This is a genomic window from Gelidibacter sp., from assembly GCF_039916245.1.
GTDB lineage: Bacteria > Bacteroidota > Bacteroidia > Flavobacteriales > Flavobacteriaceae > Gelidibacter.
Genome location: NZ_JBDSLS010000048.1, coordinates 1 through 12,460, shown reverse-complemented (window position 1 = coordinate 12,460; position 12,460 = coordinate 1). Strand labels below are relative to the sequence as shown.

The 12,460-nt window shown below is 37.5% G+C and carries 10 protein-coding genes and 1 pseudogene; 8 read left to right on the top strand and 3 right to left on the bottom strand.

What is annotated here, in order from left to right; all coding sequences use genetic code 11:
• Window positions 1-189 precede the first annotated feature (189 nt).
• The 8 genes and pseudogenes from ABIQ28_RS02395 to ABIQ28_RS02360 all read left to right on the top strand — a co-directional run bounded on the left by ABIQ28_RS02395 (window position 190) and on the right by ABIQ28_RS02360 (window position 8,583).
• Window positions 190-1,263 carry a rhodanese-related sulfurtransferase gene (locus ABIQ28_RS02395; protein WP_348035152.1) on the top strand — a complete coding sequence of 358 codons (1,074 nt, stop codon included), beginning with the start codon at window positions 190-192 and terminating at the stop codon, window positions 1,261-1,263.
• Window positions 1,257-1,431: pseudogene (locus ABIQ28_RS02390) on the top strand (ferredoxin); the annotation flags it as partial. The gene ABIQ28_RS02395 and the pseudogene ABIQ28_RS02390, both read left to right, overlap by 7 nt.
• 73 nt (window positions 1,432-1,504) lie before the next feature.
• The gene (locus ABIQ28_RS02385; protein WP_348035151.1) at window positions 1,505-2,509 is read left to right on the top strand and encodes a radical SAM protein; all 1,005 of its coding nucleotides are present in this window, start codon (window positions 1,505-1,507) and stop codon (window positions 2,507-2,509) included.
• A gap of 164 nt (window positions 2,510-2,673) precedes the next feature.
• On the top strand, window positions 2,674-3,936 hold the full coding sequence (gene ricT / locus ABIQ28_RS02380; RefSeq protein ID WP_348035150.1) for a regulatory iron-sulfur-containing complex subunit RicT: 1,263 nt from the start codon (window positions 2,674-2,676) through the stop codon (window positions 3,934-3,936).
• Window positions 3,926-4,414: a gliding motility lipoprotein GldH gene (locus ABIQ28_RS02375; RefSeq protein WP_348035149.1), complete on the top strand. Its 489-nt coding sequence runs from the start codon at window positions 3,926-3,928 to the stop codon at window positions 4,412-4,414. Before ricT ends, ABIQ28_RS02375 begins: the two co-directional genes overlap by 11 nt.
• An 8-nt stretch (window positions 4,415-4,422) precedes the next feature.
• Entirely contained in the window at window positions 4,423-6,741 is a 2,319-nt protein-coding gene (locus tag ABIQ28_RS02370; RefSeq protein ID WP_348035148.1) for a transglycosylase domain-containing protein, read from the top strand.
• A 342-nt stretch (window positions 6,742-7,083) separates the two neighbouring features.
• A complete protein-coding gene (locus ABIQ28_RS02365; RefSeq protein WP_348035147.1) occupies window positions 7,084-7,785 on the top strand; it encodes a CoA transferase subunit A in 702 nt (233 codons plus the stop codon).
• A gap of 144 nt (window positions 7,786-7,929) precedes the next feature.
• Window positions 7,930-8,583 (top strand): CoA transferase subunit B, encoded by a 654-nt coding sequence (locus ABIQ28_RS02360; protein ID WP_348035146.1) that lies wholly within the window; start codon window positions 7,930-7,932, stop codon window positions 8,581-8,583.
• 1,324 nt (window positions 8,584-9,907) lie between these two features.
• Here ABIQ28_RS02360 and ABIQ28_RS02355 read toward each other — a convergent pair.
• From ABIQ28_RS02355 to ABIQ28_RS02345, 3 genes are all read right to left on the bottom strand, one after another.
• Window positions 9,908-10,618 carry a 3'-5' exonuclease gene (locus ABIQ28_RS02355; RefSeq protein ID WP_348035145.1) on the bottom strand — a complete coding sequence of 237 codons (711 nt, stop codon included), beginning with the start codon at window positions 10,616-10,618 and terminating at the stop codon, window positions 9,908-9,910.
• Between the two features lie 84 nt (window positions 10,619-10,702).
• Window positions 10,703-11,863 (bottom strand): serine hydrolase, encoded by a 1,161-nt coding sequence (locus ABIQ28_RS02350; protein ID WP_348035144.1) that lies wholly within the window; start codon window positions 11,861-11,863, stop codon window positions 10,703-10,705.
• A gap of 97 nt (window positions 11,864-11,960) precedes the next feature.
• On the bottom strand, window positions 11,961-12,434 hold the full coding sequence (locus ABIQ28_RS02345; RefSeq protein ID WP_348035143.1) for a methylated-DNA--[protein]-cysteine S-methyltransferase: 474 nt from the start codon (window positions 12,432-12,434) through the stop codon (window positions 11,961-11,963).
• Between the last annotated feature and the right edge of the window lie 26 nt (window positions 12,435-12,460).

The window sequence follows — 12,460 nt, the reverse complement described above, 5'->3', positions numbered from 1 at the left end:
AAACTAGAAACCAGAAACAAGAAACCAGAAACCAGAAACCAGAAACCAGAAACCAGAAACCAGAAACCAGAAACCAGAAACCAGAAACCAGAAACCAGAAACCAGAAACCAGAAACTCTGAAAAACTATGACTGAAAACTTTTTTCCCTTACCTTTGCACCCACTTTAACCTTAAAAAATTAGTATAGCATGCAACTGTACAATAACTTAAGCGCTAAAGAAAGAGCAGCACTTATTGAGCAAGCGGGCAAAGACCGTTTGACCATCTCTTTCTATGCCTACGCCAAAATTGGCAATCCTAAAATTTTTAGAAATGACTTATTTCTAGCTTGGAACGAACTCGACGTATTGGGTAGAATCTACGTGGCCCATGAAGGCATCAATGCCCAATTGTCTTTACCAGCCGATCAATTTGAAGCTTTTAAAGCGCATTTAGATAGCATTTCCTTTTTGGAAAACGTCCGACTTAACATTGCCGTTGAGCATGACAATTTCGCGTTTTTAAAACTCAAAATCAAAGTGCGTGACAAGATTGTCGCCGATGGTTTAAACGATGACACTTTTGATGTGACCGATATCGGCGTTCATGTGGATGCTGAACGTTTTAATGAACTCATTGAAGACGAAAATACCGTTTTGGTCGATATGAGAAATCATTATGAAAGTGAAATCGGCCATTTTAAAAACGCCGTCACTCCTGATGTGGATACGTTTAGAGAATCCTTGGATATTATTGAAGAAGATTTAAAAGACCATAAAGAAGATAAAAACTTGGTCATGTATTGTACGGGCGGTATCCGTTGTGAAAAAGCAAGTGCCTATTATAAGCATAAAGGCTTTAAAAACGTGTTTCAGTTAGAAGGCGGCATCATTAATTATGTGCGTCAAATCAAAGAAAAAGGCTTAGAGAATAAATTTATCGGTAAAAATTTTGTGTTTGACGAACGTCGTTCAGAGCGTATTTCAGACGATGTCATTGCGCATTGCCACCAATGTGGAGCACCTGCCGATTTGCATACCAACTGTGCCAATGACGCCTGCCATTTACTTTTTATCCAGTGTGAAGAATGCAAGGAGAAAATGGATGCTTGCTGTTCAAGCACCTGTATGGAAGTGAATCGCTTGCCCTATGAAGAGCAAAAGGAAATGCGTAAAGGTCAAGGCAATAGCAACGATATCTTTAAAAAAGGACGTGCCGGCCATTTACCGTTCAAGCAAGATTTGCGGAATATTTTTGACAGCTTTGAAACTCTCAAATCTTAAATAGAGATCTATGTAAGCTATGGCCTTCAGGACGCTTAGAACGGAATAAATGCATTGGGTGTAACTATTGTGTGGAAATGTCGCCAAGCCAGTTTCAGATGTCAAAAAAGGATGGAAAAAAAATGTTTTTTACGTTGAAATCAAACGCTTATACTATTTTTGGAAGCTTGAGAGAATGCTTCAAAAGCTGGTCTTGTCAAAATCTTTAGCGTTAAAATTATTTGATTAACACATCAAACAAATGAATATTTACAAACTTTTACAACTCAATAGAAAAATAAAAAGCCATAGAATTAAATTTCTAGCACTCTATATGTTGCATAAGTTTAACCAACGCTATTTAGCTGTCAATTTAGATCCTGTTTTGGCTTGTAATTTACGTTGTAAAATGTGCTACTTTACAGATGCCGATTATGTAAAAACCTTAAAAGGTCAATTTAGAGAAGATGAATTAAACCAGGTAGCAAAAACAATATTCAATCGGGCTTTAAAACTTCAAATTGGCTGTGGTACCGAACCAACGTTATACAAAGATTTGGTGAAAGTTGTGGAGTTGGGTAAAACGTATAAGGTGCCCTATATTTCCATCACCACCAATGCCAATTTATTGGATGAAGAAAAAATTGAAGCGCTTTTGAAGGCCGGTTTAAACGAGTTTACACTCTCGCTTCATGGCGTTCATAAGGAAAGCTATGAGAATTTTATGCAAAAAGCTAGTTACGAGAAGTTTCATAATTCATTTAAAGCCTTTGAAAAATTAAAGAAACAATACGATTTTAAAGTCCGAATCAACTACACCTTCAACAAGGATAATTTTTATGAATTAGCTGATTTCTTCAAGCATTTTAATGGCGAAAGTTTTGATATTCTTCAAATTCGTCCCATTCAGAAAATTGGAAATACCGAATACAACGATTTCGATTTAGATAGTATTCGAGACCATTATCCACAATTAATTCATGAAATTAGAATGCAGTGCAAGGAAAATCATATCACACTATTAGCACCAAATTCCATACCTAAAAACCAAAGAGCTAATGCTTCAAGTTTAATTTTCGATTACACTTTTTGTTATGTTTCTCCCCAAAAATTTTGGAAAAATGGTTTCGATTGGAACAATGAAAGTTTCAATTCCTACTCCAATAAAATTGGATGGAGCACCGTGCTATGGTCTAATATATTTAAATCTGAAAGGGATTTAAAATCTATGTCAAATAGATTAAACTACGAGATAGAATTCAATTAAAAAAGGTTATTTTAAAGTCCGTAAATAATATTACCTTTACATTCCAAAGTATTTTCTTTGATTTGGATTTCCTATGAATATGGAAATCACAGAAATAAAAATAGTTATTTATTAATTATCTTCTGAAACTCAAGGGGTTCAGAATCGATATACACATAAAATATATGAGTTGTAATAGTTGCTCAACCGGAAAGGGTGGACAACCAAAAGGATGCAAAAACAATGGTACTTGTGGCACAGATAGCTGCAATAAATTAACTGTTTTTGATTGGTTGGCCAACATGTCTCTCCCGCAAGGCGAAGAGCCTTTTATAGGTGTCGAAGTTCGTTTTAAAAATGGACGTAAAGAATATTATAAAAACACAGAAAATTTAACCTTAAGCATTGGCGATGTGGTTGCTACTCAAGCGCCATCGGGACATGATATAGGTATGGTAACTCTTACTGGAGAATTGGTGAGAGTGCAAATGAAACGTAAACACGTTAAAATTGACGATGAAGAAGCCGTTTTAAAAATCTACCGTAAAGCCTCCCAACGGGATATCGACATTTGGTCGGAAGCACGCGATAAGGAAGAGCCTATGAAGGTCAAAGCGCGACAGTTTGCCATTGACTTGAAATTACACATGAAGATTTCTGATATTGAATATCAAGGAGATGGCAGTAAAGCTACTTTTTATTATACGGCCGAAGAGCGCGTTGACTTTAGGGAATTGATAAAATTGTTCGCTAAAGAATTCCGCACCAGAATTGAAATGAAGCAAGTAGGTTTCCGTCAGGAAGCTGCACGTCTTGGCGGGATTGGATCTTGCGGACGCGAATTATGCTGTTCAACTTGGTTGACTGATTTCAGATCCGTCAGTACATCAGCGGCACGTTACCAACAATTATCGCTTAATCCGTTAAAGTTAGCGGGTCAATGTGGTAAATTGAAATGTTGTCTCAATTACGAGTTGGACTCGTATTTGGATGCCCTAAAAGATTTCCCGAAAACAGATATCAAACTCTACACTGAAAAGGGCGCTGCAGTATGCCAAAAAACAGATATTTTTAGAGGTCATATGTGGTTTGCCTATGAAGGCGAATGGATGAATTGGCATAAATTGACTACCGATCAGGCTAACGAAATCATTGCTTTAAATAAGAACAAACAAAAGGTGGCCAGTCTTGAAGAATATGCTGCAGAGCATGTTGAAGACGTCAAATCTGATTTCGGTAATGTGGTTGGTCAAGATAGTTTAACACGTTTTGATAGTCCAAAACGCAAAACCAAACGTAAAAACACCAAGAGCAAAACTAAAAAAACGGGACAACCGCAGCAAAAGATTGATCAACCAGTCGCACAGGCAAAACCTGTGGAGAAAACTGCTCAGAAAAAAAGAAGAAAGCCAAACCCGAAAAAATCAAACCCTAACGATGCCAAGTAAATTTTCTTGGATGCTGTTAACCACTGTGATTTTGGTGTTTAGCTGTGATTCCAAACAAATTTTTGACGAGTACAAATCCGTGCCAAATCAATGGAACAAGGATAGCTTAATTTCCTTTACCGTAACACCACCAGATTCCACCAATCTTTATAATCTGTTCATTAACATCAGAAACACCAACGCTTATAAATTCAATAATCTGTTTTTGATTGCAGAAATGAATTTCCCTAACGGAAAAACCATTACCGATACTTTAGAGTACCAAATGGCAAAACCGAATGGCGAACTCATGGGCGAAGGATTTACCGATATTAAGGAAAATAAATTGTGGTATAAGGAAGGCGTTAGGTTTGACGAAATTGGCGACTATAGTATTACTATTCAACACGCCATGCGTAATAATGGTGAGGTCAATGGCGTTGATAACCTACAAGGAATTACCGACGTTGGATTTAGAATAGAACCAACAAAGAATTAATTTAAATTATGGCAAAAAAGAAAGCAGAAACTCAAAATTTTTCCAAATATATCAGGTGGTTTTGGATCACCATCATAGGCGGTTTATCGCTCCTTGCATTGTTCTTTTTATTAGCGTCTTGGGGAGTTTTTGGTGAAATGCCCGACCATACACGTTTAGAGAATCCTTCTACAAATCTTGCTACCGAAATCATCTCTTCAGATGGCGAACTGTTGGCAAAAATTTACCATAATGATAACCGTACTCCAGTAGACTTTACCGAGTTGCCCGATCATTTGGTCGAGGCTTTGATCGCTACCGAAGATGCGCGTTTTAGGGAGCATTCGGGGATTGACGTTAGAGGTACCTTAAGAGCAATAGTAAAATTAGGTGGCGGCGGAGGTGCGAGTACGATTTCACAGCAATTGGCAAAGCAGCTATTTCATGGTGAAGGCTCAAGAAACATCATGGATAGAATTGCACAAAAAGCGAAAGAATGGATCATTGCCATCCGCTTGGAACGTCAATACACCAAAGAAGAAATTATAGCGATGTATTTCAATATCTATGATTTTGGAAACAATGCGGACGGTATTCGAAGTGCAGCTAGAATTTATTTTGATAAGGAACCAAAAAATTTGGATATCAAGGAAGCGGCAATGTTGGTAGGAATGTTTAAAAACTCGTCGCTTTATAATCCGAGACCTACTCGTAATCCAGAAGGTACTCGAAATCGACGCAACGTCGTTCTGAACCAAATGGAGAAGTACAATTATATTACTTCAAATGTTGGTGATTCCCTTAAGAAATTGGATTTGGGACTGCGTTACAAACCAGAATCCCATCGCGATGGATTAGCAACTTATTTCAGAGCCTATCTTACTGATTTTATGAAAGATTGGATCAAAAATAATCCAAAACCAGACGGTACAGGACTTTACAGTTTGTATGATGATGGTTTAAAAATTTATACGACGATTGATTCCCGAATGCAACAATATGCTGAAGATGCTGTTCACGAACATATGGCGCAATTGCAGAAAGAATTTTTCCATCAAAATACACCAGACCGCAATAAAACCGCACCGTTTTTAGATTTAAAGCCGGAAGAAATTACAAGTTTACTTAACAGAAGTATGCGTCAGTCTGAGCGCTGGCGAGTGATGAAGGCCAATGGTAAAAGTGATAATGAGATTATTGCCTCTTTTGATAAACCAACGCCAATGACTGTGTTCTCATGGAAAGGGGAAATCGATACGATCATGAAACCAGCGGATTCCATGCGCTATTATAAAACATTTTTGCATGCGGGGATGATGTCCATGGATCCACAAACGGGCCATGTTAAGGCTTGGGTAGGCGGTATCAATTACCGACATTTTCAATATGACCACGTTAAACAAGGGAAGCGTCAGGTAGGTTCTACTTTTAAGCCTTTTGTGTATGCGACGGCTATTGATCAATTGCATTTATCGCCTTGTGATACCCTTCCAAATACAAGAATAACGATCGAAGCTGGCAAATTTGGAAATCCGTTGCCATGGAGTCCTGAGAACTCTGATCGTAAATATGGAGGATTTAAAACTTTAAAGAGAGCCTTAGCCGAATCAATTAATACCATTACGGCGCGCTTGATGGATCAAGTAGGTCCTCAACCTGTTATTGATATGGCAAAAAATTTGGGAATTGAATCCGATATGCCTGCAGTACCTGCAATTGCGCTAGGAACTCCAGATTTAAGCGTTTATGAAATGGTCGCGGCGTATGCAACCTTTGCAAATAAGGGTGTATATAACGAACCGGTGATGGTCCTGCGCATTGAAGATAAAAACGGAACGATTCTTTACCAAGTAACACCCGAATCAAAAGATGTGTTGAGTGAGGAGGTCGCCTATGTAACGACCAATTTACTGGAAGGTGTTACACAGGGAGGGTCAGGAGCGCGTTTAAGGACAGTTGGTGCTGATAAATATAATAATGTTTATAAGGAAGTCATGACCGGCTATCCTTATGCCTTTACAAACCCCATTGCTGGTAAAACAGGAACCACACAAAACCAAAGTGATGGCTGGTTTATGGGGATGGTGCCGAATTTGGTCACTGGCGTTTGGGTTGGCGGCGAGGAGCGTGCCACACATTTTAAAAGTATCGCTTACGGTCAAGGCGCGACTATGGCCCTGCCAATTTGGGGACTATATATGAAGAAGTGCTATGCCGATAAATCCCTTGATGTTTCCACCGCAGAGTTTGAACGTCCTGCCAATCTTACCATAAATGTAGATTGTAATAGGAGAAACGATTTTGACTCGTCTGATTCAGATGGCTTTGATGACCGATTAGATTTCTAGTTTTAATTTATATCCTATAGCTAAAAAGCCCATTCAGAATGATTTTTTCATTTTGAATGGGCTTTTTAATTCATTATAATTGATATTAAATTAGTTGAGATTTTAAATAAACCCAGCAGAATCATCTTGTTTGAAGCATCAATTTTTTATAAGGTTATAAAAGTATTGTAATAAGGATTTATGAATTTAGAATTGAAACTTTTTTGTCGTTCTCGTCTTTTCAGATACATTCAAAGAAATAAAAAAAATTCAATTTCATTTAAGTCACACCCTCTTAAAACTCAAATCATTTTAGATTGGTTTTTATATTTCGTAATTTTCAAACTCCTAAAAAAAGTATTCATGATTAATAAAAAAGTAGCCAGCGTTACAGAAGCCATGTACGATGTTAAGGACGATATGACCCTTATGGTCGGTGGCTTTGGACTTTGCGGTATTCCTGAAAACGCAATCAATAATCTCGTCAAGATGAACGTAAAAGGCTTGACCTGTATTTCCAATAATGCTGGGGTCGACGATTTTGGTTTGGGCTTGTTACTGCACAAGCGCCAGATCAAAAAAATGATTTCCTCATATGTGGGAGAAAACCAGGAATTTGAACGTCAAATGCTGAGTGGGGAACTGCATGTGGAGCTCGTGCCACAAGGAACACTTGTGGAACGCTGTAGAGCTGCCCAATCGGGCTTCCCGGCCTTTTTTACACCAGCAGGTTACGGAACTGAAGTTGCCGAAGGTAAAGAGGTCCGCAAATTCAATGGGAAAATGTATGTCATGGAAGAAGCTTTTAAAGCCGATTTTGCTTTCGTTAAAGCCTGGAAGGGCGATGCTGCCGGCAATTTGATCTTTAAAGGCACGGCGCGAAACTTTAATCCATCCATGTGTGGCGCCGCAAAAATTACCGTTGCTGAGGTGGAGGAACTGGTTCCTGTTGGAAGTTTAGATCCTAATCAAATCCATATTCCTGGCATATTTGTCCAACGTATTTTTCAGGGGGAAAACTATGAAAAACGCATTGAACAATTGACGGTTCGAAAAAGGGCGTAAGTGTTTGAATTTTGACAACGTCAAAACTCTTTCACGTGCAGTTAAGGAAGTAGCTTGAAACTGTGCTCAGAATATATAAAATGGAGATAAAAGTATAAATTGATGAGATCCCCGCCTTCGCGAGGATGAAATAACTATAAAGAAATGTTAGATAAAATAGGAATCGCAAAACGCATCGCACAAGAAGTTCAGGATGGCTATTATGTCAATCTTGGGATCGGTATTCCAACTTTGGTTGCTAATTACGTAAGAGATGGGATAGAAGTGGAGTTTCAAAGCGAAAATGGCGTTTTGGGCATGGGACCTTTCCCTTTTGAGGGAGAAGAAGATGCCGATTTGATTAATGCCGGAAAACAGACAATTACGACTTTACCAGGTGCCAGTTTTTTTGATTCGGCCATGAGTTTCTCTATGATTAGAGGACAGCACGTCGATCTGACTATTTTAGGAGCCATGGAAGTTTCTGAAGAAGGCGATATTGCCAATTGGAAGATTCCTGGCGTGATGGTAAAAGGTATGGGCGGTGCCATGGATTTAGTAGCAAGTGCACAAAATATCATAGTGGCCATGATGCATACCAATAAAGCAGGAGAATCCAAATTACTCAAAAAATGTTCCTTGCCCTTGACAGGTGTGGGCTGTGTGAAAAAAATAGTGACCAACTTGGCTGTTTTGGAAATAACCGATCAAGGGTTTAAATTGTTGGAGCGAGCTCCAGGAATTTCGGTAGAAGAGATTATAAAAGCGACCGAAGGGAAGTTGATTGTAGAAGGAGATATCCCAGAAATGGTCTTATAGAAGTTATATTTTAAACTTTATTAGTCGGCAATACACGAGTCCGTTGAGAGAACGATTTGTGTATTGTTGGCTTTTTTTATTCAGAGAAATTCGTTACAATTTCACTCAATTATCACAAGAAGATCACTTGTAGGAATTATCTCTATAACATGGATAAAATGTTAAAATTATATGTATTTTGTCGAATAATAATGTGTTTTGACTGATTTGTGAAAAAAATATTAGATATTTACGAAACGCAATAAAAATAACCTATTTATTAACTTTAATAAAATCGTAACTTTTTTTGTCCCAAATATTACCATAAACCTAACTTGTGATTAGCCCCAAATCTACCATAACTTTTGACTTATGAACAGTGCCCCAAATCTACCAAGACCTACTTTTTTTGAAAACAAATTATTTCAGTCTTTTCAAAAAACATTCAGATTACTTAAAGGAATCTTAATGCTCACGAAAAAAATATTCATGCTCTAACCAGAGCCCCAAGGTAAAGCATGAATTTTTTTTGTGAGTTTATTCTTATTTAGGAAACTATTTTGAATGCTGAAATCTCAGGAGATGCCTTAAAAGTATTCTAATTCAACTTTATTCATGCTGCATAAAGATGTGGCAATGCACACCTTCTACCCCTATATTCCGAAGGGAAACGACATTCCTAAAATATTCTAAGCTGCTAGTCTTTTGCATTAAACGACAAGAGTTATTTCCAAAGCTAAAATTATTTTCGGTATGAACACGAAATCGATGTAGTAAAATTATGTATTTGTTAAAATTTTAATAACTTTACCTTGAATTTTATAATTCATTTAGCGATCAATCAAAATTCATGAATAAAATATATTTGATACGAGTCGTATTGATGTTTTAACTTCATGTGTTTTGTGAGATTTTGCGTTATCTGCCTTGAGAAAAACTAGATTTTAAGAGGTTAATAACGGCAAACAATTAAAAAATTCATTTCTGGGTTTACTTAGAAATTATAAGGGAATTGAAATTATAACAGAAGGCTAATTCATGTTATTTTTAAAAGTAAGTTCAGATTTAGGTCTGAACTTTTTTTGTTGAGATAAAAGGGTACTTTTTAAAAAGAAGTCTCAAATCTTTCAGAAGTTAGTTAAAGATCAAGGAATATTCTTGGTAAGTACTACAATTTATGCGTGGCATCAAGTTAATTTATACCGGAATAGTTTTATATATCTAAGCTTTTATCTTAATGGCTTATTTTTTTATTTTGAACCATTAAGGATTAAGATTATTAAGGTCGTTCTGTAATCAGGTTAGTTAGCGAAATCGACCCCTAAGCTGATGGCCTTGGGTATTGCTAAATATGAACGATTTCACTTTTCTCCAAAATCGCATCGCCTCGCAATCTTAAGAAGATTTGCGCCACCGCAATTGTGTCCTTTTCGCAATAGATGACGATGCGGTCAAGATCATTTTCTTCATAATATACACGACAAACCTCACTACCATCGATATCATCTTTAGGTGAAGGAATCCCAAGTACGTTTGTCAATAGTTTTAGAGAGGTAAAGTTTTTATAATCGCCAAACTTCCAAAGTTCCAAGGTATCGAGATGCGGAACTTCCCAAGGCTTTTTTCCGAAGAGATTCAATTTATAAGGTAATTCGATATTATGGATGATCATGCGTCTTGCGATATAGGGAAAGTCGAATTCCTTCCCATTATGGGCACATAATAAATGTTTGTTTTGGCTGAAATGTGATAAAATAAGATGATTAAAATCTTTTAATATTTGAATTTCTTCACCATAAAAGGAAGTAACTCTAAAGGTTCGGACATCTTCTTGGAATTTAAAATAGCCCACCGAAATACAGACGATTTTTCCAAACTCTGCCCAGATTCCTGCGCGTTCGTAAAACTCTTCTGCCGAAACTTCCGCGCGTTGATATTTTGATTTGAGATCCCAAAGCTCCTGTTTTGTTTGGTCTAATTCTGAATAATGACGTGTTTCCGGAACGGTTTCGATGTCCAGGAACAAAATGTCTTCAAGATTGAGTTTGTTGATCATGCTCACTTCCTGCGAAGGCAGGAATCTTATTAATTAATACCTATATATTTTTATTCGAAATAAGAATTCTTTTATTTTTAGTATCTAATTCTGTGAGGTCATCACATACGCTTCATCAATAAATGTATAAATGTCTGCGTTAAAAGGATCTTCAGATTCATCAACCTTTAAGGAACGGTTGCCCAAACGCACAATGATCATATTGTCATCTGGTTGCACAATCACATATTGACCTAAATGGCCCCGCATCATAAAAAAGTCTTTTCCCTTATAATCTTGAATCAGCCACCAGCCATAACCATATTGTGGACTTTCAGGGAAACGTGGTGTTACCGATTTTGCCACAAATGCAGAATCTATAATTTGTTTGCCATTCCATTTGCCATGATCCTTGAATAGCTTGCCATATCGCGCAAAATCCTTCGCATTACTGGCGATACAGCAAAAGGCTTTGACCAAATCATGGGCTTTACTGTCCACTTGCCAAAGGGTGGAATTTTCGCTTCCCAAAGGTTTCCAAAAGGATTCTGATAGATAATCATATAGTTTTTTGCCTGTAGCTTTTTCAATGACCATTGCCAACAATTGGGTGTCGCCACTGGAGTATTTATATTTTTGACCAGGATCAGCTTCCATTTTTAAACCTAGAATTACTTTGGCGAGGTCGTCATCAAAATACGCACGCGTCGTAATCGATAATGGGGAATAATAAGCCTCTTTCCAATCGGTGCCAGAACTCATGGACGACAGATCACCAATGGTCATTTTTGCAGCTCTCCCTTCACTAAATTCAGGAAAGTAATCGCCTACGAGTTGATCCAATCCTTTGATGTGACCTTCTTCTATGGCTTTTTGCATCAATCCTGACACATAACTTTTAGCCATGGAGAACGAGTTTGATTTTGAGTTTTCGCCAAATCCTTCATAATAATTCTCAAACCAGATACTATCATTTTTGATGATGACATAGGCGATTGTTCCTAAATCCTTATTGATTTTTTGGAGCGTTTCGGTTTCTGTCACGGAGTTGTAATGGACGTGGTTTGGCCAAGGTTGCGCTGTTCCGTTCGCAACTACTTCATTATCAAATTCTTTAAAATCTTCTAAAAAAGCCGTAGTGTGACCTTTGAGATAGATGGATCTCGCTGCTTTTAACAAATAATCAGTGTCTGTGATGTACAAAACGGCTACAGTCAGCACAAGTAAAACAAGGATCCATTTAAGGAATTTTTGAAGAAATTTCATAAGGTTGGTGTTTAGTGGATTAAATATAGGGAATTAACTTGCAAGTTGGATGCAAGACCTCACAGGTTTTAAAAACCTGTGAGGTCTGTCGCTATGTTTAAAACAAACGTTGCTGTTTATAAGGACTTTCATGCTCCAATAGCCATTGTTTACGCTGTAATCCTCCGGCATATCCTGTAAGGCTTCCATCACTACCAATAACGCGATGACAAGGAACCACAATCCATAAGGGATTTCGGCCGTTAGCATTTGCGACAGCTCTTATGGCTTTGACATCGCCGAGTTGCTGGGAAAGTTGTAAATAGGATATGGTTTTTCCGTAAGGAATGGTTTGGAGTAAGTTCCAAACGTTCTTCTGAAATTCAGTGCCTTCTGGATTTAATTGAAGGTCGAATTGTGTCCTTATCCCTTCAAAATATTCGTTGAGTTGCCGGGCGCAATCTTCAAGTTCTAAAGCAATGATGTCGGTTTCTTTTTCTTCAGAATCCAAAATGGAAATGGAAGCAATACCGTCTTCGTCACCAACAATTTTGGTGAAACCTAATGGCGATTTGATAATGCAAGTTTCCATTTGCCTTTAAGATTCTAAGGATTTTT

Bases quoted from the DNA above. Each gene is read 5' to 3' on its own strand.
- ABIQ28_RS02395 (WP_348035152.1), top strand. From the start codon at position 190: ATGCAACTGTACAATAACTTAAGCGCTAAAGAAAGAGCAGCACTTATT.
- ABIQ28_RS02385 (WP_348035151.1), top strand. From the start codon at position 1,505: ATGAATATTTACAAACTTTTACAACTCAATAGAAAAATAAAAAGCCAT.
- ricT (WP_348035150.1), top strand. From the start codon at position 2,674: ATGAGTTGTAATAGTTGCTCAACCGGAAAGGGTGGACAACCAAAAGGA.
- ABIQ28_RS02375 (WP_348035149.1), top strand. From the start codon at position 3,926: ATGCCAAGTAAATTTTCTTGGATGCTGTTAACCACTGTGATTTTGGTG.
- ABIQ28_RS02370 (WP_348035148.1), top strand. From the start codon at position 4,423: ATGGCAAAAAAGAAAGCAGAAACTCAAAATTTTTCCAAATATATCAGG.
- ABIQ28_RS02365 (WP_348035147.1), top strand. From the start codon at position 7,084: ATGATTAATAAAAAAGTAGCCAGCGTTACAGAAGCCATGTACGATGTT.
- ABIQ28_RS02360 (WP_348035146.1), top strand. From the start codon at position 7,930: ATGTTAGATAAAATAGGAATCGCAAAACGCATCGCACAAGAAGTTCAG.
- ABIQ28_RS02355 (WP_348035145.1), bottom strand. From the start codon at position 10,618: ATGATCAACAAACTCAATCTTGAAGACATTTTGTTCCTGGACATCGAA.
- ABIQ28_RS02350 (WP_348035144.1), bottom strand. From the start codon at position 11,863: ATGAAATTTCTTCAAAAATTCCTTAAATGGATCCTTGTTTTACTTGTG.
- ABIQ28_RS02345 (WP_348035143.1), bottom strand. From the start codon at position 12,434: ATGGAAACTTGCATTATCAAATCGCCATTAGGTTTCACCAAAATTGTT.